At 65.5% G+C, this 23,905-nt stretch carries 24 protein-coding genes; 12 read left to right on the forward strand and 12 right to left on the reverse strand.

Translation table 11 applies throughout. The annotated features are described in order from the left end of the window. Positions 1-251 precede the first annotated feature (251 nt). The 3 genes from aroQ to accC all read left to right on the forward strand — a co-directional run bounded on the left by aroQ (position 252) and on the right by accC (position 2,625). Complete coding sequence (gene aroQ / locus WIX41_RS07210; RefSeq protein WP_339446419.1) at positions 252-695, forward strand: type II 3-dehydroquinate dehydratase; 444 nt, start codon at positions 252-254, stop codon at positions 693-695. A 63-nt stretch (positions 696-758) separates the two neighbouring features. Next, positions 759-1,247, forward strand: coding sequence for an acetyl-CoA carboxylase biotin carboxyl carrier protein (gene accB / locus WIX41_RS07215; protein WP_339446420.1), 489 nt, complete (start codon positions 759-761; stop codon positions 1,245-1,247). A gap of 10 nt (positions 1,248-1,257) precedes the next feature. Then, positions 1,258-2,625 (forward strand): acetyl-CoA carboxylase biotin carboxylase subunit, encoded by a 1,368-nt coding sequence (gene accC, locus WIX41_RS07220; RefSeq protein ID WP_339446421.1) that lies wholly within the window; start codon positions 1,258-1,260, stop codon positions 2,623-2,625. Between the two features lie 134 nt (positions 2,626-2,759). Here accC and WIX41_RS07225 read toward each other — a convergent pair whose 3' ends face one another. From WIX41_RS07225 to WIX41_RS07235, 3 genes are all read right to left on the reverse strand, one after another. After that, positions 2,760-4,871, reverse strand: coding sequence for a hypothetical protein (locus WIX41_RS07225; RefSeq protein WP_339446422.1), 2,112 nt, complete (start codon positions 4,869-4,871; stop codon positions 2,760-2,762). Between the two features lie 170 nt (positions 4,872-5,041). Then, positions 5,042-5,413, reverse strand: a complete 372-nt coding sequence (locus WIX41_RS07230; protein ID WP_339446423.1) for a hypothetical protein — start codon at positions 5,411-5,413, stop codon at positions 5,042-5,044. Further along, the gene (locus tag WIX41_RS07235; protein WP_339446424.1) at positions 5,410-6,369 is read right to left on the reverse strand and encodes a hypothetical protein; all 960 of its coding nucleotides are present in this window, start codon (positions 6,367-6,369) and stop codon (positions 5,410-5,412) included. Before WIX41_RS07235 ends, WIX41_RS07230 begins: the two co-directional genes overlap by 4 nt. Before the next feature lie 172 nt (positions 6,370-6,541). On the opposite strand from WIX41_RS07235, the gene prmA reads away from it, so the two are divergent. The 5 genes from prmA (at position 6,542) to purD (ending at position 11,670) form a co-directional block, all read left to right on the forward strand. Next, entirely contained in the window at positions 6,542-7,462 is a 921-nt protein-coding gene (gene prmA / locus WIX41_RS07240; RefSeq protein ID WP_339446425.1) for a 50S ribosomal protein L11 methyltransferase, read from the forward strand. Positions 7,463-7,470: 8 nt separating this feature from the next. Then, positions 7,471-8,226 (forward strand): DUF3426 domain-containing protein, encoded by a 756-nt coding sequence (locus WIX41_RS07245; protein ID WP_339446426.1) that lies wholly within the window; start codon positions 7,471-7,473, stop codon positions 8,224-8,226. 111 nt (positions 8,227-8,337) lie between these two features. Next, complete coding sequence (gene fis, locus WIX41_RS07250; RefSeq protein WP_026069829.1) at positions 8,338-8,613, forward strand: DNA-binding transcriptional regulator Fis; 276 nt, start codon at positions 8,338-8,340, stop codon at positions 8,611-8,613. Positions 8,614-8,733: 120 nt separating this feature from the next. Continuing rightward, positions 8,734-10,317 (forward strand): bifunctional phosphoribosylaminoimidazolecarboxamide formyltransferase/IMP cyclohydrolase, encoded by a 1,584-nt coding sequence (gene purH / locus WIX41_RS07255; protein WP_339446427.1) that lies wholly within the window; start codon positions 8,734-8,736, stop codon positions 10,315-10,317. A 66-nt stretch (positions 10,318-10,383) separates the two neighbouring features. Next, positions 10,384-11,670, forward strand: a complete 1,287-nt coding sequence (purD, locus tag WIX41_RS07260) for a phosphoribosylamine--glycine ligase (RefSeq protein WP_339446428.1) — start codon at positions 10,384-10,386, stop codon at positions 11,668-11,670. A gap of 103 nt (positions 11,671-11,773) precedes the next feature. Here the strand turns inward: purD and WIX41_RS07265 are convergent, their stop codons facing one another. The 7 genes from WIX41_RS07265 to rhlB all read right to left on the reverse strand — a co-directional run bounded on the left by WIX41_RS07265 (position 11,774) and on the right by rhlB (position 19,109). Beyond that, entirely contained in the window at positions 11,774-12,640 is an 867-nt protein-coding gene (locus tag WIX41_RS07265; RefSeq protein WP_339446429.1) for a hypothetical protein, read from the reverse strand. Between the two features lie 239 nt (positions 12,641-12,879). After that, positions 12,880-13,755, reverse strand: a complete 876-nt coding sequence (gene rpoH, locus WIX41_RS07270; protein WP_339446430.1) for an RNA polymerase sigma factor RpoH — start codon at positions 13,753-13,755, stop codon at positions 12,880-12,882. A 252-nt stretch (positions 13,756-14,007) separates the two neighbouring features. Further along, positions 14,008-14,736 (reverse strand): uracil-DNA glycosylase, encoded by a 729-nt coding sequence (gene ung, locus WIX41_RS07275; protein WP_339446431.1) that lies wholly within the window; start codon positions 14,734-14,736, stop codon positions 14,008-14,010. Next, complete coding sequence (locus WIX41_RS07280; RefSeq protein ID WP_339446432.1) at positions 14,733-15,575, reverse strand: response regulator; 843 nt, start codon at positions 15,573-15,575, stop codon at positions 14,733-14,735. Before WIX41_RS07280 ends, ung begins: the two co-directional genes overlap by 4 nt. A 12-nt stretch (positions 15,576-15,587) precedes the next feature. After that, the gene (gene ftsX, locus WIX41_RS07285) at positions 15,588-16,538 is read right to left on the reverse strand and encodes a permease-like cell division protein FtsX (protein ID WP_282246699.1); all 951 of its coding nucleotides are present in this window, start codon (positions 16,536-16,538) and stop codon (positions 15,588-15,590) included. Next, the gene (ftsE, locus tag WIX41_RS07290) at positions 16,535-17,221 is read right to left on the reverse strand and encodes a cell division ATP-binding protein FtsE (protein WP_339446433.1); all 687 of its coding nucleotides are present in this window, start codon (positions 17,219-17,221) and stop codon (positions 16,535-16,537) included. Before ftsE ends, ftsX begins: the two co-directional genes overlap by 4 nt. Positions 17,222-17,396: 175 nt before the next feature. Next, entirely contained in the window at positions 17,397-19,109 is a 1,713-nt protein-coding gene (rhlB, locus tag WIX41_RS07295) for an ATP-dependent RNA helicase RhlB (protein WP_339446434.1), read from the reverse strand. 542 nt (positions 19,110-19,651) lie between these two features. Between rhlB and trxA the strand changes: the two genes are divergently transcribed. The 4 genes from trxA (at position 19,652) to WIX41_RS07315 (ending at position 22,733) form a co-directional block, all read left to right on the forward strand. After that, positions 19,652-19,981: a thioredoxin gene (gene trxA, locus WIX41_RS07300; protein WP_339446435.1), complete on the forward strand. Its 330-nt coding sequence runs from the start codon at positions 19,652-19,654 to the stop codon at positions 19,979-19,981. Between the two features lie 224 nt (positions 19,982-20,205). After that, positions 20,206-21,963 carry a transcription termination factor Rho gene (gene rho, locus WIX41_RS07305; protein WP_409187342.1) on the forward strand — a complete coding sequence of 586 codons (1,758 nt, stop codon included), beginning with the start codon at positions 20,206-20,208 and terminating at the stop codon, positions 21,961-21,963. Positions 21,964-22,158: 195 nt separating this feature from the next. Then, positions 22,159-22,518 carry a hypothetical protein gene (locus WIX41_RS07310; protein WP_339446436.1) on the forward strand — a complete coding sequence of 120 codons (360 nt, stop codon included), beginning with the start codon at positions 22,159-22,161 and terminating at the stop codon, positions 22,516-22,518. Continuing rightward, on the forward strand, positions 22,515-22,733 hold the full coding sequence (locus tag WIX41_RS07315; RefSeq protein ID WP_339446437.1) for a DUF6036 family nucleotidyltransferase: 219 nt from the start codon (positions 22,515-22,517) through the stop codon (positions 22,731-22,733). The genes WIX41_RS07310 and WIX41_RS07315 overlap by 4 nt, the downstream gene beginning before the upstream one ends. Positions 22,734-22,782: 49 nt before the next feature. Here WIX41_RS07315 and WIX41_RS07320 read toward each other — a convergent pair whose 3' ends face one another. Next, positions 22,783-23,004, reverse strand: a complete 222-nt coding sequence (locus WIX41_RS07320; protein ID WP_339446438.1) for a hypothetical protein — start codon at positions 23,002-23,004, stop codon at positions 22,783-22,785. 255 nt (positions 23,005-23,259) lie between these two features. Continuing rightward, positions 23,260-23,655 carry a hypothetical protein gene (locus WIX41_RS07325; RefSeq protein ID WP_339446439.1) on the reverse strand — a complete coding sequence of 132 codons (396 nt, stop codon included), beginning with the start codon at positions 23,653-23,655 and terminating at the stop codon, positions 23,260-23,262. Positions 23,656-23,905 lie beyond the last annotated feature (250 nt).

A 23,905-nucleotide genomic window follows, 5' to 3' on the forward strand; every position in this document is an offset into this window, starting at 1 on the left:
CGCCCACGTCCCGGACCGTTTCCGAATAGGGCAGTTCGCCCCATCCTGCCGGCCACTCGGCCATGGACAAGGTATGAATGGCGCCGTCTGGAAGCTCGAAACAACGAAGTGACCGGAGCCATCTGCGACAGGGCTTGGGCCCAGTTGACCTGCGTTTTTCAAACAATCGCTTGAAACACGCGTAACTTCGCCGAACTGGACACGATCCACAGCTTCCGCCAGACTCCGCCCTTTCCTGTTTCTTGGCACCCATGGCGAAACTGCTGGTCCTGCATGGCCCCAACCTCAACCTGCTCGGTACGCGCGAGCCGGGCGTGTATGGGCATGCCACGCTGGCGCAGATCGACCAGGCCCTGCTGGCCCAGGCGCAGGTCGCCGGGCATGCGGTGGAAAGCCTGCAGTCCAACGCCGAGCACGTGCTGGTGGACCGGGTGCAGGCTGCCCGTTCCGACGGTACCACGTTCATCCTGATCAACCCGGCCGCGTTCACCCACACCTCGGTGGCCCTGCGCGATGCGCTGGCGGCGGTGGATGTGCCGTTCATCGAGATCCACCTGTCCAACCCGCACGCCCGCGAACCGTTCCGCCAGCACAGCTACTTCAGCGACAAGGCGGTCGGCGTGATCTGCGGCTTTGGCGCCGACAGCTACCGCTACGCGATGGATGCGGCGCTGGTGCGGCTGGCCGCCGCCTGAAACCCCATTGACCCGAGCGCCATGCGCTTCCCACCACACTGACATCAAACACCAGAGGCCCCCATGGATCTCCGCAAAATCAAGAAGCTGATCGACCTGTTGGAAGAGTCGAACCTTGCCGAAATCGAAATCAAGGAAGGCGAAGAATCCGTGCGCCTGTCGCGCGCTCCGGTGTCGGGCTACGGCATGATGCAGGCCCAGCCGCAGATGATGATGGCTCCGGCGCCGGTCCAGGCCGCTGCGCAGGCGATGCCGATGCAGTCGCCGACCGAAGCTTCCACCGGTGGCACCGCCAAGCCGGCGCAGACCCTGCCGGAAGGCCACGTGCTGCGCTCGCCGATGGTGGGCACCTTCTACACCTCGTCCGCACCGGACAAGCCGGCCTTCGTCAGCATCGGCCAGCAGGTCAAGGCCGGCGAAACGCTGGCGATCATCGAAGCGATGAAGATGTTCAACCCGATCGAAGCCGATGCTTCCGGCACCATCGTGGCCATCCTGGGTGAAAACGGCCAGCCGGTCGAATTCGACCAGCCGCTGTTCGTGATCGGCTAAGGGTCCGTCCATGCTCGACAAAGTCGTTATTGCCAACCGGGGGGAGATCGCGCTGCGCATTCTGCGCGCGTGCCACACCCTGGGCATCCGCACGGTGGCCGTGCATTCCACGGTCGACCGCAACCTCAAGCACGTGGCCATGGCCGACGAGTCGGTCTGCATCGGTCCGGCGCCGTCGCCGGAAAGCTACCTCAACATTCCGGCGCTGATCGCCGCGGCGGAAGTCACCGATGCCCAGGCCATCCACCCGGGTTACGGCTTCCTGTCGGAGAACGCCGACTTCGCCGAGCGCGTGGAAGAGTCCGGTTTCATCTTCATCGGCCCCAAGGCCGACACCATCCGCATGATGGGCGACAAGGTCGAAGCGATCCGCGCGATGAAGGCCGCCGGCGTACCGTGCGTGCCCGGCTCGGGCGGCCCGCTGGGCGAAGACATCGTGGCCAACACCAAGATCGCCCGTGAGATCGGCTACCCGGTCATCATCAAGGCGGCCGGTGGCGGCGGCGGGCGCGGCATGCGCGTGGTGCATGCCGAAGCGTCGTTGAAGACCTCCATCGAAACCACCAAGAGCGAGGCCAAGGCCGCGTTCGGCAATGGCGAGGTGTACATGGAGAAGTTCCTGGAAAATCCGCGCCACGTGGAAATCCAGGTACTGGCCGATGGCCAGGGCAACGCCATCCACCTGGGTGAGCGCGACTGCTCCATGCAGCGCCGCCACCAGAAGGTGGTGGAAGAAGCGCCGGCACCGGGCATCAGCGCCGAACAGCGCGAGCAGATCGGCAAGGTGTGCACCGAAGCGTGCGTGCGTATCGGCTACCGTGGTGCGGGTACCTTCGAGTTCCTCTACGAAGACGGCCATTTCTACTTCATCGAAATGAACACCCGTATCCAGGTGGAGCACCCGGTAACCGAAATGGTGACCGGTATCGACCTGGTGGTGGAGCAGCTGCGCATCGCCGCCGGCCACAAATTGAGCATCAAGCAGAGCGACGTGGTGCTGACCGGCCATGCGATCGAATGCCGCATCAACGCCGAAGATGCCGAAACGTTCGTGCCGAGCCCGGGCCAGATCACCGCGTTCCATCCGCCGGGTGGTCCGGGTGTGCGCGTGGATACGCACATCTACGCCGGCTACCGCGTGCCGTCGAACTACGACTCGATGATCGGCAAGCTGATCGTGCACGGGCCGGACCGCGAAACGGCCATTGCGCGCATGCGCGTGGCGTTGAGCGAGATGGTGGTGGACGGGATCAAGACCAACGTGGCGCTGCAGCAGCGCATCATGCGCGACAAGGGCTTCCAGGCTGGTGGGCAGAACATCCACTATCTGGAAAAGCGTTTGGCCGAGCGCAAGAACAAGTCGATTGCGTTGACTTGATCTGGTGGATGGCTGGTTGAACAGGGAGGCGGGCATTGCCCGCCTTTCTGCTTTCTGGGCGCTTCCACGCGTAGAGCCACGCCCTGCGTGGCTGCAGGATGCCCGCCGGAAGCGCAGCCACGCAGGGCGTGGCTCTACGACCGCAATGGCGTGGCCAGAAGGGGTTGGGCGCCGAGGGGGCCCATTGCCTGTCTTGCTGCGCTCAGTTCTTCCAGGTGCAGTTCGCCCTGGGCCTGGGCGGTGACCTTGAACAGCACGTTGTTGCCGATCATCACCTGCGCTTCGTCCTGCAGTGAGAGCAGGCCGGTGGGATGGGCATGGTGGTAGGCCTGCAGGGTTACCACGGTGGGCACGTCCCGCGGGCTGTCGACCGCTGCGGCCACCGACGCCACCGCGCGGCCACGGTCACCGCTGGCAACCAGGAAACTGCGGCTGTAGATCGTCTGGCCCACCTTCAGCTCGGCCAGCTGAGCGGCATCCACGGCCAGCGCGGTGTGCACGCGGCCGGCATGCGGGGGAATGCGCGCCAGCCCTCGGTTGATGCGCGCCACGGCCTGGTCCGAATCGCGGAACACCGGCTGCAGGCTGCCGTACTGCAGGAAATCGTCCACCGAGCGGCGCCGCCAGGTGAGATAACTGCGGATGGCAGCGCGTTGCAGCTGGCTCAGCCGCAGGTCATCGTTCTGTGCCACCGCGCTTTCATACACCTGCGCTGCCTCCAGGCTGGGCATGCCTCGATATTCGACGTTGAATTCGGCCTGGGTCATGAAGCGGTGCTCCTGCGCGGGAATCGCCTGGCGGATGTCGGCAATGCGCTGCGCGGACTGGCCACGGGGGTGCAGGCGACCGGCCCCGGTGCCGCGCGGCAGGTACACCGAGATGCGTTGGGTATGTTCGTCCACCTGGCGCAGGCGCACGCGGAAGTAACGGTCGTTGAAGCGCAGGTAGTGCCGCAGCCGGTTGCCCTTGCGGCTCATGTACCAACCTGGCCTGCTGACGTCGGGCACGACGCCGCGGCGGCGCGCCTGGTATCGGGTGAGGGCCTGCCCGTGATGGGTCTGCAGCGTGCTGGACAGGTCCGCCGAAAACTCGGGCGCCAACATGGTGCAAGCCTCGCCGGGTGCCCGCCGACAACGCAGGGTTCGCACCGGTGTCGGCGCGGCTTCGCGCACCTGGTAGATGCCGTCGCGCTTGACCAGTTCCAGCGCGCCGATACGCAGGCCCAAGCCATCGGTCAAGGTAGCGGCGTAATACCGGCCATCCACGCAGACGGCGTTGCCTGCAAGGTCGGCCTCCGGATGGTTGTAGTACAGGATGCCGTCGGGGCCAAGCAGGTCCAGGCGCAGCCGGGCATGGTCCAGCGGCACCTGACGATGCACCTGCTCGGCCACATGGTCGAAGAGTGGAATGGAGCTGCCCGGGCGGGTCACGCCGGCAGTCACCGGTCGTGTGGCCGGTGCGCGCTTCCATTGCCAATCGCCGGTGTCGAAGATCACATCGATCGTGCCGTCGTCGGTCAGCACCTGCAGCCGGCCTTCGCTGATGGTGAGATCACGCTCGGCACCTTCATACCGCACCTGGATGCGACCATCGCGCAATTCGGCGGTAGTCTGGCGGATGACCATGCCGGGACGTCGCGGCGCGCCACGTGGGTTGGCGGGTGCACCGGGTTCGAGTCCATGCATGCCCCCCAGCGCCATCACGGCGTTGGTCAGTTCGTTCCGACCCAGTGGACGATCCTCCAGGACATCGGCGCCTGCATCGAGGACAACGGCCGCCTCCTGCATGCCAAGCACGCTGCGTCCGCCGAGCACGGCACCTTCGACAAGGGTGGTGAGCGCATCCCCTACCTGCAGCAGCGCGCGCATGCCCGTGCCCAGCGGCGGCGCGCAGCGCACCCCTTCATACCGTAGCCACGCATTGCGGGCGTCGCTGAACAGCTCGGTCACTGGGCTGCGCAGCAACCCCGCTACGCCATGCAGCACCCCGGGCATGCTCGGCGAGACGGCCACAGGAATGCAGTTTGTCGTCATTGGCCCGACGACGCGCACCGTGGCTGGCGGCGGCGTCGCTATCGGCACTGTGGCCGCGTTGGTCACGGTCAACACCGCTGCCAACGCCTGCATCGGCGTCTCCACCCGACGGATGACGGAGGTGTCCAACGGACGGGGAGAAGCGGGTCTTACTGGGCTGCGGGCGTGGAAGCGACCGGTGGCGTGCCGGTGGTCGGCTGCGGTAGTGGGCATGGGCAACTCACGGGGAAGGCGTGCCCGATGAAATCGAAGCACTGCCCCTCTGTCCAAGAGAAGCTAACTAAATGAATCACAAAGCCGATAGGCGCCGCATATATCCATGACCCAAGCGTCAGCGGCGGCGCAGCGCAGCGGGCCCGGCAATGGGTTGCCGGGCGCGCGCATCAACGGCTGGCGTCGGCCGCCGTGGTCTGGGTGTCCTTGACCGGGGCCACACCGAGTGACGACGTCGGGTCGACGATCACCATGGTTTCGGTGGAGCCATCCGGCCAGACCACCTGGAAGGTGCTGCCAGCCGGCAGCGAGGTGAACGGCATGCCGCTCTGCGCGCGGTATACCGCAGCCACCTGGCTGGCACCGGCGCGGCGCACGTCTTCCTGCGCCTTCACCGAGGTCAGGGTTACTTTTGACAATTGCCGGTAGCGGTCATCGTAGGTATCGATCATGACCAGGCCGACGGCACCGGCCGAATAGGCAACAAACAGCGCCACCCAGAACCAGAATTTGGCGCCATGCAGGAATCGACGGTAATTCATGACCGGTTACTCCGCTTGATCAACTGCTCAACCAACGTTTTCATTTTCCCCGCACCTTGCCGCGAAACCGCAGCGTCATACACGAAAGTGGCGAAGTCCTGCCCACCGTCCTGCGAACAGATCCCTCCGTTCGCGCAGAAATTGTTCATCAACACACTGTCCGGCCCGCACGCCATGCCCAGTTCGCACGCGGCCAGGCGCCAGGCCAGTTCGCTGAACGGGTCGCCAGCCACCAGGCCCTGCAGCGCGCCGTCACCGCTGGCGCGTTGGCCCATGGCGGTGGAAATGGCCATGTAAGCTTCGGGATCGCGCGAATCCATCACCCGCTCCACCAGACTGCGGCGGTACTCGGGGCTGTCCTTCAACGGCTGGCCGTCGGCAAACAGCGCCGCTTCGGCGGCCAGGTTGCCGGCACGGGCGGCCAGCACGCGCTGGGTAACAATCAACGAACGGCCAAGACCGTCGCTGGAGACGAACCCCGCGCAACGGCGCGCCACGCGCTCGCGCGCTTGCACCATCGGCGAAGATGCGCTCATGCCCAGCCCGGTGAGCACGTTGTTGTCGAGCTGGTAGCCACCCGGGTCCATCGCGTAGATGGCGCAGTAGTCGTACACCCGGCTCACCATCCAGCCTGCTTCGGCGTTGCCATTGGCGGCCTGCAGGCGAAGGTGCTGGGCGTAGGCGAACAGGTCGGTATCGCCTTCGATATCGGCACGGATGTCCAGCGGCAATCCCGACGGCACCGCCGTGCTGCGCTCACTGGCCAGCAACTGGCGCGCCAGCTGCTGCGCCTGGGTCGGCGCCGCAGACCCGGCGCCCACCTGCAGTTCACTGACGGCCGCCGGTGTGTGTTCGGCCTGCAGCGCACGACCACCCGCGCGGTAGCCCACCACCCCCAGCAATGCCAGGGCGGGTACTACCAGCAGCCAGGTTTTGAGCGTGGGCGCGAAGGCCATTCAGCGGGACCGGTTCGATAGAGACACACAGCAGAATGCAGAGTTTAGCAATGGCGTAACCTGATGTCTGAACCTGTGGCCGCGTCGCTTCTCACCGACTTCTGAGACCGACTTCGCCGCGAGCGCCCACAATCGTCTAGCATTCACCGTTTTCCGCAGGTCCTTACCGCCCATGCCGTTCCTGGAACTCACTCTCCACTGCACCGAAGCCACCCAGCCCCGCTATGAGAATGCGCTGGACGACGTGGGCGCGCTGGCGGTGACCCTGCTCGATGCCGATGCCGACACCAGCAACGAGCGCGCCATCCTGGAACCGGGCGTGGGTGAAACCCCGCTGTGGAACGACCTGGTGCTGAGCGCCCTGTTCCCCGCCGATACCAATGCGCTGGCGTTGCTGGCCGCGCTGGAGGCATTCGATCCGGGCCTGGAATGGAGCAACGCCAGCTTCCGCGCGGTGCAGGATGAGGATTGGGAACGCGCCTGGCTGGACCAGTTCCAGCCGATGGCCTTCGGTAACCGCACCTGGATCGTGCCGTGGAACCATGAACTGCCCGAAGCCGCACAGGCCGCCGATGCCGCCGTGGTCCGGCTGGATCCGGGCCTGGCGTTCGGTTCAGGCACCCACCCGACCACCGCGCTGTGCCTGCGCTGGCTGGACGGGCTGGCCGCCGAAGGCGCGCTGGCCGGGCAGACGGTACTGGACTTCGGCTGTGGTTCGGGAATCCTGGCGCTGGCCGCACTCAGGCTTGGCGCGGCCAAGGCAGTGGGGGTGGACAACGACCCGCAGGCAGTGCTCGCCACCGGCGACAACGCCGAACGCAACGCATTGCAGGACCGCATGCAGGTCTACCTGCCGGCCGACGAACCGCAGGCCACCTATCCGGTGGTGGTGGCCAACATCCTGGCCTCTGCGCTGGACGCGCTGGCCGACGTGCTGGCCGCACGCGTGGCGCCGGGTGGCCGCATCGCGCTGTCGGGCATCCTGCACGGGCAGGAAGACGAACTGCTGGTGCGTTATGCGCCGTGGTTCGAACAACTTGAAGTCGCACGCGACGACGACTGGATGCGCATCACCGGCGTCCGCCGTGCTTGAATGACCCGATGACCGAGCCCACCCCGCCGCCGCGCCGCCCACTGGCCACGTTCCTGCGTGCGTCGACCGACGCCACGCCTGTGGTTGAACCACCGCAGGCCGCACCGCTGGATGACGGTGCGGTGCCGAGCGAGGACGCCGGCAACACATCACCGGACATCGAAGTGGACAATGAACCGGCATACGTAGCGGCGGCCGAAGACGATGCAGCCTTCAGGCGCCTTGCCAGTGAGACCGGACCGTACATTGCTCCCACCCCAGCCCCCCGCTTCATGCGCGCACCGGAGGCAACGGTGCCCACCCCGCGCTGGCAGTGGGGGTTGGTAGCGGGGCTGGTGACGTTGCTTGCGCTGCAGATCGCCGTGGCCGACCGCGCGCGCCTGGCCGCCGATGCCGGCAGCCGACCGTGGATTGCCGGGCTGTGCGGCGTGCTGCGCTGCAGCCTGCCGGCATGGCAGGAACCGGCCGCCTTCAGCATGATCAGCCGCGACGTGCGCCCCGTGCCCGGGCAGCCCGGCGCGCTGCAGGTACAGGCCAGCTTCCGCAACGATGCACGCTGGGAGCAGGCCTGGCCGTCGCTGCGGCTGTCGCTGTCCGATCCCGATGGCCGCGTGATCGGCACGAGCGTGTTCGCGCCGCGCGACTACCTGGACCCTACGGTCGATGCCGCATCGGTACTGGAACCGGGCCAGAGCGCGCAGATCGCGTTCCGGGTCCGCGAGCCTGCCGCGTCCACCGTCGCATTCACCTTCGAGTTCCTGTAACCCGGCGTCCTGCCAGCGAGCGTGGCGGGCCAGCCACGCACGCGCTAGACTGGCCGCTCCAAATTTTTCACCAGGGTTGTAGTTCGCCCTGGCTTCGCACCGGGATACTTCTTGAACGCTGTCCTTTCTCGTCCTGACAATAGTCGTGGCGCGCCCAAGCCACCGCTGCGCGAACACGTAGCCCAGTCGGTCCGGCGTTACCTGCGGGACCTGGACGGCTGCGATGCGGATGACGTGTACGAGATCGTCCTGCGCGAAATGGAAATTCCGCTGTTCGTGGAAGTGCTCAACCACTGCGAAGGCAACCAGAGCCGCGCGGCGTCGATGCTGGGCATCCACCGCGCCACCCTGCGCAAGAAGCTGAAAGAGTACGGCATCACTACGTGATGCCGAGCTGAGGAGTGCCCGCCTTCGGGGGGCACCTACCGTCTCGGACGTTGATCCTGCGGCGGGGTGTTGACCCGGCAGGTACAATATGGGCCCGCTCCGCTTCGATCTCCTGCCCCCATGAGTTCCGATCTGCTGCCCGTGCGCCGGGCCCTGCTTTCCGTTTCCGACAAGACCGGCCTGATCGACCTGGCCCGTGCCCTGGCGGCACGCAACGTCGAGCTGCTCTCCACCGGCGGCACCGCCAAGGCACTCCGCGACGCGGGCCTGCCGGTCAAGGACGTGGCCGATGTCACCGGCTTCCCGGAAATGATGGATGGGCGGGTCAAGACCCTGCACCCGCTGGTGCACGGCGGCCTGCTGGGCCGCGCCGGCCAGGATGAGGCGGTGATGGCCGAACACGGCATCGCGCCGATCGACCTGCTGGTGCTGAACCTGTACCCGTTCGAGCGCGTCACCGCCAACACGGCCTGCACGCTGGCCGATGCGGTGGAGAACATCGATATCGGCGGCCCGGCCATGCTGCGTTCGGCGGCAAAGAACTTCGCCCGTGTTGCCGTGGCGACCGATCCGTCGCAGTACGCTGAGCTGCTGGCCGAGCTGGACGCCAACGATGGCAAACTGTCGGCCGCCAAGCGTTTCGCACTGTCGGTGGCGGCGTTCAACCGCGTCGCGCAGTACGACGCGGCGATCAGCAACTATCTATCGGCGGTGACCGCCACCGATGCGGCCGTGCCGCAGCGCACCGAATTCCCGGCGCAGATGAACTCCAGCTTCGTGAAGGTCATGGACCTGCGCTACGGCGAAAACCCGCACCAGGCCGGCGCGTTCTACCGCGACCTGTCCCCGGTGGCGGGCACGCTGGCCACGTTCCAGCAGCTGCAGGGCAAGGAACTGAGCTACAACAACCTGGCCGATGCCGATGCCGCGTGGGAATGCGTGCGCCAGTTCGATGCGCCGGCCTGTGTGATCGTCAAGCATTCCAACCCCTGCGGTGTGGCGGTGGGCGCCGGCAACGGCGATGCCTATGAGCTGGCCTATGCGACGGACCCGACCAGCGCGTTCGGCGGCATCATCGCGTTCAACAAGCCACTGGATGCCGCCACCGCCAAGGTGATCCTGGACCGCCAGTTCGTGGAAGTGCTGATCGCCCCGGATTACGAGCCGGCCGCGCTGGAATACGCCACGAAGAAGGCGAACATGCGCGTGCTGCGCATTCCGCACGGCGAAGGCCGCAACAATTACGACACCAAGCGCATTGGCTCGGGCCTGTTGGTGCAGAGCGCGGACAACCGTGGCATGAGCCGCGATGAGCTCACCGTGGTGACCAGGCTGGCCCCGACCGAAAAGCAGTTCACCGACCTGCTGTTCGCCTGGAACGTGGCCAAGTTCGTGAAGTCCAACGCGATCATCTATGCCAAGGACAACCGCACGATTGGTGTCGGTGCCGGGCAGATGAGCCGCGTGTACTCGGCCCGTATCGCCGGCATCAAGGCGGCCGATGCGAACCTGGTGGTCGAAGGTTCGGTGATGGCGTCCGACGCGTTCTTCCCGTTCCGCGACGGCATCGACGCCGCTGCGGCGGCCGGGATCAAGGCGGTGATCCAGCCGGGTGGTTCGATGCGCGACGCCGAAGTGATTGCCGCGGCTGACGAACACGGCCTGGCGATGGTGTTTACCGGCGTGCGTCACTTCCGCCATTGATTGTCACAGGGATCCGGTTGCTGCCGGATCCCTTTTTTCTTCCCCCCCCTTGTTGCGAGAACAGCCTTGAAGATCCTCGTCATCGGCTCCGGCGGCCGTGAACATGCCCTGGCCTGGAAGCTGGCCCAGTCGTCCCGTGTCACCGAGGTGCTGGTTGCACCGGGCAATGCGGGCACCGCCACCGAGGCCGGCTGCCGCAATGTGCCGGTGAAAGTTACTGACCTGGACGGGCTGCTGGCGCTAGTGCAGGCGGAAGGCATCGAGCTGACCGTGGTCGGCCCGGAAGTGCCGCTGGTGGCCGGCGTGGTCGACCGCTTCCGCGCTGCTGGCCACCGCATCTTCGGGCCCACCGCCGCAGCAGCGCAGTTGGAAGGCAGCAAGGCCTACGCCAAGGACTTCCTGGCCCGCCACGACATCCCCACCGCGTTCTATGCCGTGCATATCGAGGTGGACGCAGCGCTGGCCTATATCCGCGAGAAGGGCGCGCCGATCGTGGTCAAGGCCGATGGGCTGGCCGCCGGCAAGGGCGTGATTGTCGCGATGACCCTGCAGGAAGCCGAAGACGCGGTGCGCGACATGCTGTCGGGCAACGCCTTTGGCGATGCTGGCGCGCGCGTGGTGATCGAGGAGTTCCTGGACGGCGAGGAAGCCAGCTTCATTTCGATGGTCGATGGCACCACCGCGCTGCCGATGGCGACCTCGCAGGACCACAAGCGGGTGGGCGATGGCGATACCGGCCCGAACACCGGCGGCATGGGCGCCTACTCGCCCGCGCCGGTGGTCACCGATGAAGTGCATGCGCGGGTAATGCGTGAAGTAGTGAACCCCACCGTGCAGGGCATGATCGCCGATGGCATCCCGTTCACCGGCTTCCTCTATGCCGGGCTGATGATCGATGCCAATGGCGCGCCGAAGGTGATCGAGTTCAACGTGCGCTTCGGCGACCCGGAAACCCAACCGGTGATGCTGCGCCTGCAGTCGGACCTGGTGGACCTGGTGGAAGCGGCGATCGATGCACGCCTGCATGAGGTACAGGCGCAATGGGACCCGCGCCCGTCGCTGGGCGTGGTGATGGCGGCTTCGCCGTACCCGGAGACGCCGATCACCGGCGATGCGATCCATGGTCTGGACCAGGTGCCGGCGACGGCGAAGGTATTCCATGCCGGCACCACGCTGGATGCGCAGGGCCAGGTGCTCAGTGCCGGCGGCCGCGTGCTGTGCGTGGCTGCGCTGGGCGACAGCGTGGGCGACGCGCAGGCCAATGCGTATGCGGGCGTGGCAAAGGTGTCGTGGGAACACGAATTCCACCGCAACGACATCGGCTGGCGCGCGATTGCGCGCGAGCGGGCGTAACGCGCGGTTGAGATAACAAAAAACCCGGCGTTGCCGGGTTTTTTGTTTGATGCGCGTATTGGCGGTGCGTTCGCCCTCAACGGGCGGATGCGTTCGGCGCAAACTATTGCTTGAAGAGTGCTGCCACGTTGATCAATCCCTTGTTCAATCCCTTGAAGTTCGCCAGTGCACCCACCGTGTAACCCGCGTCATTCACCACGTTGGGCATTGCGCCAGCATCAAGCAATGCACGTATCTTGCCGAGGTCCTGCGGGAACTGTCCGTACTGAACAACCTGGTGCAGGGCTGAACTGCCGTTCCATGTGTGATTCACGTCCAGGCTGGGGTGCCGTTCAAGAAACGCATGTATCTCGCGCGGTTCCCAGTGATTGACGCGAGCGAACAGCATTTTACTGAGCAGCAGTTGCTCAACGCCATTGTCGCTAACGCCAGCTTGGACAAGGCTGTCGATGTCCCGCTCGGCATAGCCATAGGTTTCGAGCAAACATTCTACCGCCGGCGCGCACTTGCCTTGGGCGGCGGCGTTCAGCACCTGCACGCGCTCGCTGTAGGGAATGCTGGTGTTGTCGCAGAAGTGCTGCACAGCGACCGCGTCGCCGCGCCCGGCAACTTCAACAAAGCGGTCGAGCAGCCTGCCTTTCCAGGCATCAATGGCGGCAACCACGTCCGACCGCTGATTCTGGTCTGCCAACCAGCGGGGAGTCGCGCCGTTCTCGTCCCTCATGAAGACGTCCGCTCCACCCTGCAACAGCGCCATGACGCGGGTGATGTCCCCCGCCTCAGCCGCTTCATGCAGTTGGCTCCTGCCCTCGTAGCCACGCGCATTGATATCCATCGAGCGGTAGCTCGCCTGTCCGCACAATGCGATGGCATCGGGTGGCGCTTGATCAACCGGGACGGTATTGGGATTGCTTCCGTGCGTCATCGGCGAAGCGAAGCCAGCTGCGCTGGGTGCGGTGGGTCCAATCATTCTCTTGTCGCATTTCGTGGGGACAGACAGCCTATTGCAAAGCGTCGATACGGCGCTTTCCATAATCTCTCATCATCGCGGCAGGCCAAACTTCGACAGTGCCCAACAAAAAACCCGGCGAGGCCGTACTGCTGTTCACTTAAGAAAACGGCGCTTACCCTTTTGGGGTCAGCGCCGTTTTTCCCAAGTAGTAGCATTACGGCGGGGCCGGGCTTTTACTTGACCGTTACACCATCGAATCAGGCGGTAAACAACGCCTTCATCTTCTTCAGCGCGTTCGCTTCGACCTGGCGGATGCGTTCGGCCGAAACGCCGTACTCATCAGCCAGTTCCTGCAGCGTGACCTTGCTGTCGGCGTCCAGCCAGCGGCGACGGATGATGTCGCGCGAGCGGGCGTCGAGCTCGGCCAGGCCTTCGCGCAGCAACTGCAGCTGGTTGCCTTCGCTGTCGGCACGCTCGTAGGCCATCGACGGATCTTCGTCATTGGCCACCAGGAAGGCAGCCGGCGACGGCGGCGCATGTTCGTTGTCGTCATCGCTGGGCGCATCGAAACCGATATCGCGGCCGGACAGGCGCGACTCCATTTCAAGCACTTCGCGTTCGGACACGTTGAGGTCCTTGGCAACGGCCGTGACTTCAGCCGCGTTCAACCAGCCCAGGCGGGTCTTGGACTTGCGCAGGTTGAAGAACAGCTTGCGCTGCGCCTTGGTCGTGGCGACCTTGACGATGCGCCAGTTCTTGAGGATGAACTCGTGCATCTCGGCACGGATCCAGTGCACGGCGAACGACACCAGGCGAACGCCCATGTCCGGGTCGAAGCGCTTCACGGCCTTCATCAGGCCGATGTTGCCTTCCTGGATCAGGTCGCCCAGCTGCAGGCCGTAGCCGTTGTAGCCACGGGCCACGTGCACCACGAAGCGCAGGTGGGAATGGACCAGCTCGCGCGCGGCGTCCAGGTCCTGCTCGTCGCGGAAGCGGCGGGCCAGGTCCTGCTCGTCATCGACCGTCAACACCGGGATCTGGTGCACGGCGCCAATGTAGGCGTCCAGCGAACCGAGCGCACTGGGAATCGGGAGATTGTTTGCCACAAGGGCAGTAGACATGTTCTGGCTCATGGAGGTCATCTTATCAGTCCCGGTTTTGGACTGCTGACGGTTCAAAAAGTTCCAGCGTTCTGTGAGTGCAACGCTGACGGAGATCAGGCCACTAACGTACCGCGAAATGGTGACAGTGGCGAGCGGGTCAGCGTTGAAGAAAATTTCTTTTTAAATCAATATGATATGCGCAAAAAAGGCTGGGGCGCGTCGTTTTGGGCTGGATAATCCCACCGAAGACCGCCCATTCAGGATGAAGGCGTTGCCAGGCATTCAGCCGTTGGGGGCGGTGGCAACAAGGGAGGCGCGCGGCGGCAGCGACCAATCGATGCCGCCCAGCCCGCGCCGCTCCAGATACTGGTTGGCCGACGAGAAGTGCCGGCAGCCCAGGAAACCGCGGTGCGCCGACAGCGGCGACGGGTGCGGCGCCTTCAGCACGCGGTGGCGGCCGGTGTCGATCACCTTGCCCTTCTGCTGGGCGTAGCTTCCCCACAGCAGGAACACCAGGCCGTCGCGTTCGCGGTTGAGGGTGTCCACCACGTGGTCGGTGAATCCTTCCCAGCCCCGCTTCTGGTGCGAACCGGCCTGCCCTTCTTCCACGGTCAGCACCGCGTTGAGCAGCAGCACGCCACGGTGCGCCCACGGCAGCAGGCAGCCATGGTCCGGGCGCGGCAGCCCAAGGTCGGCTTCCAGTTCCTTGTACATGTTCAACAGCGACGGCGGCACCGGCACGCCGGGCATGACCGAAAAGCTCAGGCCATGGGCCTGGCCAGCACCGTGATACGGATCCTGGCCAAGGATGACCACCTTGACCTCGTCGAACGGGGTGGCATCGAAGGCGGCGAAGATCTGCGGCCCCGGTGGGAACACGTGGGCACCGGCCGCCTTGCGCTGGCGCAGGAACGCGGCCAGTTCGCGCATTTCGGGGCGCAGCAGGTAATCGCCAATGCGCGCCTTCCAGCTCGGTTCAAGCTGGATGGTCGGTTGTACGTCGTCGTTCATCGCACCAGAGGTTTGTCGTTGAGTCGTGACAGGCGCAGCTGGAACAGCACCTTGGTGACCAGCAGCCGTTCTTCGATCGGCTTCTGCACCAGGTCGTTGGCACCGGCCTGCAGCAGCCCGGACTGGTTGAGCGGATTGCCATCGCCGGTCATCACCAGCACCGGCAGGCGCCGCTTGCTGTAGCCGAAGTCCACGCGCACGCGCTCGACCACATCGAGCCCGCTGAGCTCACCCTTCAGGGTGACATCGGTCAGCACCAGATCGATGCGATGGCTGCTGCGCCCCAGCGACTCGGCGGTGAGCAGCGCGAACGCTTCTTCGGCGGTCATCACGTGCAGTACGTTCAGGCTCTGCCGCTCGAGCATGCGCTTGGTCGCTTCGGCGACCACGCGGCTGTCTTCCACGTACAGGATGGTGGCGCCGGGAATGGTTTCCGGCTGCACATAGCCCCGGATGAAGGTTGCCAGGGCTTCATGGCCCAATGCCTTGTCGAAGTAGTCGGTGACGTAATCGGTGAAGCGGCGCTGCTCCAGGTGCTGCTGGGCATCGCCGGAGACCACGATCACCGGCACGTAGGCCTGCCCGGCGGTTTCGCGCACAAGACGAGCCAGTGCCAGGCCGTCGCCATCGCTGAGCGTCAGCGAGGTGGTGACCAGGTTGACCGGGCCGGCGGCCAACGCCATGCGCGCGTCTTCGATGCTGGCGCAGCCCACCACCTCGACCGCCGGCAGCTCGCGCTGCAGCACATCGGCAATGAGCTTGCGGACCAGCTTGGAACCATCGACCACCATGACGCGCGGCGCGTCGTCGACCAGGTGCTTCAGTACTTGCGGACGCATGCAGGGCAGGCCTCAGGTTTCGGTCGGACGGGTCTGGCGCAGGAAATGCCCCGTCACCAGCCACGCGCCCAGCCAGCCCAGCACGACAGTGCCGACCAGCACGAGCGATGAATGCAACAGGTCCAACCCATGCAGCACGAACGGGCTGGCATAGCTTTGCGACAGCGCGGCCAGCGGCGGGCGCAGCGCGAGCCCGGCCCCACCGACCAGCGCCAGGGCCAGCGCACCGGCGCCCAGCCCGTACCACGCGCCCAGGTACAGGAACGGGCGCCGGATGAAGCCGTCACTGGCGCCCAGCAGCTGCAGCACGCCGATCTCATCGCGGCGCGCCTGGATGTCCAGCCGCACCGTATTGCCGACCACCAGCGCCGCGCCCAACCCCAGCAGCACTGAAAGCACCTGTACCAGCCGCGTGCCGAAGCCCAGCCAGGCGTCCAGGCGCTTGCGCCACAGCGCATCGTGCTGGACCAGATCGGCCTGCGGCAGGCCCTCCAGCGATTGCGCCAGGCGCGCGTCGTCGGTGCCGTTGGCCGGAGTGATGATCAACAGCGACGGCAACGGGTTGTCGTGCAGTGCATCGATGGCTTCGCCCAGCCCGGCGCTGTCGCGCAGCTCGGCCAGGCCCTCATCGGGCGAACGCAGGGTCACCCCGGCCACGTCGGCACGACCGCGCAGCGTGTCGGCCACCTGTTTGGCCGCTGCCGCATCGACATCGGTCTTCAGGAACAGGTTGATGTCACGCGACTGCTGCACGCTGCCGGCGAAATGCTTGAGGTTGTCCAGCGCGATCGACAGGCCCAGCGGCAGGGCCAGCGCCAGCGCCATGACCATCACGGTGAGCAGGGTAGCCCACGGCTTGCGCCAGGCGCGGCCCAGGCTGAACACCACGCTGTGGCCGTGGTGGTGCAGCCACACGCCCAGGCGCGAGGGTGCGGCGGCTTCCTTGTTGGTGGCAGTGCTCATTCGGCCAGGTCCTGCGGCGAGATGTCGTCGATCAGCTTGCCGTGGTCGAGGATCAGCACGCGCTTGCGCATGGCGCGCAGCAGCGCCAGATCGTGGCTGACCACCAGCACGCTGGTGCCACGCCCGGGCAGTTCGGCGAACAGCGCCATGATTTCAGCGGCCAGGGTCGGGTCGAGGTTGCCGGTGGGTTCGTCGGCCACCAGCAGCTTGGGTTCGCTGACGATCGCCCGGGCGATGCCCACGCGCTGCTGCTCACCGGCCGACAGCTGCGAGGGCAGCGCCTTTTCGCGGTGGCCCAGGCCCATGCGTTCGAGCACCGAGCGCACGCGCTTGCCGATATCGCCGCGCCGGATACCGCGCAGGATCAGCGGCAGGGCGACGTTTTCGGCAATGCTGCGGTCCATCAGCAGGCGGTGGTCCTGATAGACCGCACCCACTGCCCGGCGGTGGTGCGGGATATCGCCACCGCGCACCTTGAGCAGGTTGCGCTCGTCAAACACCACCGCGCCACGGCTGGGCCGTTCGTCGAGGTGGATCAACTTGAGCAGGGTGCTCTTGCCGGCGCCGGAATGCCCGGTGACGAACAGCATTTCGCCGGGCGCGACCTCGAAGCTGACGTCCACCAGAGCCTGGTGGCCGCCCGCATAGTGTTTGCTGACATTGTCAAAACGCAGGACGCTCATTCCTCCGATTATGCAGGAGGAGGATGGCGGCGTGGGGATGGCGTGTCGCCCGGCCACCGATTGGACGCGACCGTTGATCGGAACACCCAATGGTAGCGCCGGCCGTTGGCCGGCATACGAAGTGCCCGGGATCTCGAGGGCCGGCCAACGGCCGGCGCTACCCATCAGGGGGAGATCAACTGCCGGACAGCATCCGGCGGATCTTGCGGCCGATGCGGGTCAGGAAGCCTGCGCCCGGGTCGGCGGCCGGTGCGGAGTTGCGCATCGGCTTGGCGGTGACCTGCACCGGGGTGACCGACTGCGTGGCACCTTCGGCACCCTCCACCGGACGACCGTGGCGACGGCGACGGCGCTTGCGCGGTGCGCGCTCGCCCTCGGCCGCACCTTCCGGTGCGCCTTCGGCACGCGGCGGGCGCGCCGCCGGGGCAGCCTGCGCGGCCGCGACCGGTGCAGCACCGTCCACCGCAACAGCGGGCTGTTCGCCTTCCACGCGCGGCTTGCGCGGGCCACGCGGACGGCGTTCGCCGCTGCGCTCACCACTGCGCTCGCCTCGGGCACCGCCGGAACGGCTGCCACTGGACGAACGACCGCCACCGCGGCGCTCTTCTTCGGCGGCACGCGCTTCGCGCGCTTCGCGGAAGATCTGGCCGACGCTTTCGTTTTCATCGCCTTCTTCGCCGGGCGCCGCCGGGGCGCGTTCCGGACGCGGCAACGCGGTCAGGATTTCGCTGGTGACCGCTTCCACCGGGATCTTCTGCTCGATATAGGCCTCGATATCCGGCAGGCCCATCGCATAGCGCTCGCAGGCGAAGCTGATCGCATCGCCTTCCTCGCCCAGGCGGGCGGTACGGCCGATGCGGTGCACGTAGTCTTCGGCGTCGAACGGCAGGTCGTAGTTGTAGACGTACTTGATGCCGTCGATGTGCAGGCCGCGCGCGGCCACGTCGGTGGCCACCAGGATTTCCAGCTGGCCCTTCTGGAAGCGGTTGAGCAGGCTCTCGCGCTTCTTCTGCGGCACATCGCCGGACAACACGCCCACACGGTAGCCGGCCTTTTCCAGCGAGCGTGCCACGCGCTCGACGAACACCTTGGTGTTGACAAACACCATGGTGCGCGCGCCTTCGCTGCGCGACAGCAGGCCCAGCAGCAGCGGGATCTTCTCTTCGTCGGCCGGGAAGTAGATGCGCTGGCGCACGCGGGCGGCAGTGATCGATTCACTTTCCACCACCAGCTTCTGCGGCTCGTTCATGTGCTCATAGGCCAGCTCCAGCACGCGGTGGCTGAGCGTGGCACTGAACAGCAGGGTCTGGCGCGTGGTGCGCTCGGGCATGCGGCGCAGCAGGAAGCGGATGTCCTTGATGAAGCCCAGGTCGAACATGCGGTCGGCTTCGTCGAGCACGCAGATTTCGCAGGCATGCAGCGAAACGACCTTGTGCTGCTTGACGTAATCGATCAGGCGGCCGGGGGTGGCGATGATCACGTCCACGCCCTGCTGCAGGATTTCGCGCTGCTTGTCGTAATCCACGCCGCCGTAGACCAGCGCAAAGCGAAGGCCCAGATCCGAGCCGAACTTCACCGCATCCTTGTGGATCTGGATGGCCAGCTCGCGGGTGGGCGCCAGGATCAGCGCGCGCGGATCTTCCGGCTTGCGGTCGGCCAGCGCCGGGCGGGTCAGCAGGCGGTTCACCACTGCCACCAGGAAGGCCAGCGTCTTGCCGGTACCGGTCTGGGCCTGGCCGGCAACATCGCCGCCGGGCAGTGCCACCGGCAGCGTCAGCGCCTGGATCGGGGTACAGCGGGTGAAACCAGCGCCTTCAAGGCCGGCCTGCAGGGCCGGATGCAGCTCGAAGGAGGAGAAGGTCAAATCGGTCAGCGGTTTGTCGCTCATGAGTCCGTCTTGGTAAGGCCAGCCGACAGAGATGCGGGTGGCTTGCAATCTTGGGGGGCACCGTCGCCATTGCGGGCCCTGCGCCTGGGAAGGCGGAGGCCGGACCGAACCGGTCCCGGGGCGCCGCACAGTGGGCCAGTTTAACGCAAAGCGGCCCGCAAACCGGGGGAGACCGTCGCATCACCCCTTGCGACGGGCCATCCAAGCGTAGAGCCACGCCCTGCGTGGCTGCTCTTCACCCACCCAACCCCCACTTGAACGCCTCGCCCACAGGGGCTGGAACCGCCACACACCCAGCCGCATATCGTTCCAGCCAGCCCCGGCAAAGCGCGATGACGGTCACAGGACGAATCTTTCCAGCCGGTGCCTGCCACCCCGCAGTGATAGGGGTACACTGCCGGCCGTGAGCGTCCAGGCATCCATCGGACGCACCGCCGGCCGCCCACGCGGCCACGAGGCAGCAGACGCGGACCAGGCCCCCGGCCCTGTCCAGGTTCAACCCCTCCGGCCCGGCCGGGTGCACTCCAAAACGAGAGACCAAGATGAGCGACAAGGTTGTACATGTCAGCACCGCTGACTTCGAAAGCACCGTACTGAACTCCAAGGAACCGGTCCTGGTCGATTTCTGGGCCGAATGGTGTGGCCCCTGCAAGATGATTGCCCCAGCCCTGGATGAACTGGCCGACGCCTATGACGGGCGCGCCAAGATCGCCAAGGTCAACGTGGACGAGCAGCGCGAGCTTGCAGCGAAGTACCACGTGCGTTCGATCCCGATGCTGCTGGTCTTCAAGAACGGCGAAGTCCAGAACCAGCAGATCGGCGCGGTCGGCAAGGCCCAGCTGGCCGGCATGCTCGACAAGGCTTTGGCCTGATACCCCCGGCAGCCGGCCCCCCGGCTGCCCCGCGGGCCCCACGCCCGCATGAATGACCCCGCCCCACCCGGCTTGCGCGCTGCCGCGAGCCGGTGTTAGTGTCGATACATCCGGCCGCATTCGCGCGCCGCATCTTCTGGACGACGTTTCTTTCCAGAATCCCTTTCCAACAACGTTCGCCGCCCCTGCCGGGCGCTCGCACCTTCCAGCGAGGAATTCAGCACTTGTCCGATATCACTACTTCCGAACCCGGGAGCGCCGACGCGCCCGCCGAGAAGCGCGTGCGCAAGCCGCGCGTTGCCAAGGCCGCTGCCAGCAGCGCCGACACCGGTTCTTCACCCGAACAGAACGCCCTGCCCCTGGCTGCCGCGCCTGCCGCGCCGGCGCCGTCTGCACCCGCAGCGCCGCAGCAGGCACCCCAGGCACCGGCCGCCTCCAGCGGCGATGCCCCGGCCCCGCAGGGCGGTGGCCAGGACGCCGGCGACGGCGGCCAGCGCAACCCGCAGGGCGGCCAGAACCCGTACCAACAGGGTCAGAACCAGGGCCAGGGCCAGAACCAGGGCCAGGGCAACCGCCGCGACCGTTTCCGCAATCGCCGCGACCGCGACCGCAATCGTGGTGGTGGCGGCAGCTTCCGCGACGACGGCATGCCGCAGGACAATGGCGAGCAGCAGCCGTTCGTGCGCAGCCAGCAGGCCAACGTCCCCGAGGGCTTCCCGGTCTATTCGCTGAGCGACCTCAAGCGCATGCCGGCCCAGAAGCTGCTGGAAATTGCCGAGCAGCTGCAGATCTCCGAAGGCGTGGCCCGTGCCCGCAAGCAGGACGTGATCTTCGCCCTGCTCAAGGTGCTTACCCGCCATGGCGACGGCGTGGCCGCCGATGGCGTGCTGGAAATCCTGCCCGACGGCTTCGGTTTCCTGCGCGCGGCTGAAGCCAGCTACCTGGCCGGCCCGGACGACACCTACATTTCGCCCAGCCAGATCCGCCGCTTCAACCTGCGCACCGGCGACCACCTGTCCGGCCGTATCCGCTTCCCGAAGGACGGCGAGCGCTACTTCGCGCTGTCGATCGTGGACACCATCAACGGTGAGCCGCTGGAAGCGTCCAAGAACAAGGTGCTGTTCGAGAACCTCACCCCGCTGTTCCCGCGCAAGCGCTTCACCCTGGAACGCGGCAACGGTTCGTCCGAAGACATCACCGGCCGCATCATGGATCTGATGGCACCGCAGGGCAAAGGTCAGCGCGCGCTGATCGTCTCCCCGCCCAAGGCCGGCAAGACGATGCTGATGCAGCAGGTGGCGACGGCGATCACCACCAACCATCCGGACGTGCACATGATCGTGCTGCTCATCGATGAGCGTCCGGAAGAAGTGACCGAAATGCAGCGCACCGTGCGCGGCGAAGTCATCAGCTCCACCTTCGACGAACCGGCCGCGCGCCACGTGCAGGTTGCCGAAATGGTGATCGAGCGCGCCAAGCGCCTGGTGGAACACAAGAAGGACGTGGTGATCCTGCTCGACTCGATCACCCGCCTGGCGCGTGCCTACAACAACGTGGTGCCCAGCTCCGGCAAGGTGCTCACCGGTGGTGTGGACGCCAACGCCCTGCACCGCCCGAAACGCTTCTTCGGTGCCGCGCGTAATGTTGAAGAAGGCGGCAGCCTGACCATCATTGCCACCGCGCTGGTCGACACCGGCAGCAAGATGGACGAAGTGATCTACGAAGAGTTCAAGGGCACCGGCAACAGCGAAGTGCACCTGAACCGCCGTATCGCCGAAAAGCGCGTCTACCCGGCCATCGACATCAACCGTTCGGGCACCCGCCGCGAAGACCTGTTGATCGAACCGGAGCTGCTGCAGAAGATCTGGATCCTGCGCAAGCTGCTGCACCCGATGGACGAAATCGCCGCGATGGAGTTCCTGCTCGACAAGATGAAGAACACCAAGTCCAACGACGAGTTCTTCGGTTCGATGAAGCGCTGACCGGCGCCAGCATCGAAATAGAAAAAGGCCCCGCACTGCGGGGCCTTTTTCGTTGGTGCACTTCACGGCCGCGCTTACCCCTCTCCCCCCGGTTCTTGACCCTTCAGCTCAAGCGCTTATTTTGTATGCCATGGCCAATTCCGCCCCCCCTCCGAGCGTCCTCAAGCAATTGTCGCCCCAGACGGCGCCAGTCGCGTGGCTGCTCGATTGGCCGCGCTGAAAATTGCCAAAGCCCGCTACGCTGCCCTTCGCAAGATCCATCGCACGATTGCAGCTGACTTCGCCCAGCTCGACGAAGAAAAGGCGGCGCGGCTGGTAAAGCGAGCACTTAGAAATGTGACCGTCTGGGAACACGGCGGGGTGGCCAGTCCCTACTATGTGCGCGCGTGGCGCCGAATCCTCCAGGACCCGGCAAACAGCATCCCAAAGATGCTGAAAGGTCATAACGCCAACGCCCTTGTTCAGAATTCGCCTTTCGGCTTCATCTATCGACAGCCGAAGTACCGCAAGGATGGGAATCCCGCCTGCGTCGGGTGGAGCATCCGGAAGGCGTGATTGGCCTTTACCTTGAACCGAATGACTGCGCCGTGGCCAAGCTGGCGAGAAATGAGCGCCGCGATCAGCAATGGGTTTTGCAGGGAATTCGCGCTGGCCTGATCGACCCTTCGATCGTTGAGAGTCGCATGGGAACTGCGCCATTCCTTGACATGCGGGAACGCAGAAAGGCAGAACAAAGCCTGAAAATTCAAGCAGAACTGGCCGGCCGATAGCGATTGGAAATTGAGGCTGCGCACTGCGGAACCTACCCATTGGCGCGTTTCACGGGCTCATGCGATCCAGCAACGGCCCGAACGGCGGTGTAGCCAACACCGCCACCGGCTCCTCCGCAGCTTCCACCGCTTCAGCAGCGGCTTCTTCCACAACCTCCGAAGCCACCACTTCCGCATCGCCCCAGTCCAACCCGATCCCAGCCCTGACCATCGTGGACACCGCCACCAGAATCAGCAGCGATGCCCCACCCAGGACGTGAACAAGTGTCATCGCCAACTCCCCGCGTGCGTATGACCCGCACACTACCCATCACGCGGCGGCCTTCCATTGAACTTGTTCCTAAAACGTCGCCCTCACCCGTAGAGCCGGGCCCTGCCCGGCTGCACTTAACCCGCGACGGCCTGACAGAGCCCGACCACTCCGATCCCGGTAGCGCCGGCCGTTGGCCGGCCACAGAATTTCCCGGATCCACGCATCAGCCAGAGTCACCGCACCAGCCTGCGATGTAGCCTTTCCATGAAGGACTCAGGGAAGCTCCACAGACCACATCGCCTCATTTCCAACGCCATAACGCAGGATCGAGAAATCCTGATGCCTGTACACCACAGCGCTGTCAGCGCCCTCAGGTACAGGCTCACGTCGCGATGGGACAGACGCGCGGACCGGCATGTCGCCAGCAGGCAACGCCCAGTACGAATCGCCCGCCCGACCAACGATGAGGTGAACTCGACCGGAGAGGTCATTCACCTGGTAGTACGAGATTCCATCGCGTTCAAATCCGTATACCTGCCAGTTTGGATCCTGGCTCACGTCGCTTGCCATCGGGTAAGACTGTCCCAGTCCGTGGGATGCCAGCTCCTTTCCATGGTGGTCGCTCATTTGAGCCTTGGCCGACATCGGCGCCATGGCGAGAAGCAGCACGGGTGCCGCGCTGCAGACGGACAAGAACCTCACTTCGACCTCCAATTGGTGGGTGGCAACAGTGCCGCATGAATCGTAGTGGGGGCAGCCGACAGTTCCGCTGCAAATTCTCTGATTCGGATGCGCGGCAGCTCCTCGCCCCAATCCAAAAACTCCATGAACGCGATTGAATTCAAGATGGAACGGGCATCACTAGTAACGCGTGACATCCCGCAAGAACGCGCGAATTCTGCAAGTCTCGTATCTTTCC

The sequence above is a fragment of the Stenotrophomonas sp. AB1(2024) genome (assembly GCF_037482345.1).
GTDB lineage: Bacteria > Pseudomonadota > Gammaproteobacteria > Xanthomonadales > Xanthomonadaceae > Stenotrophomonas.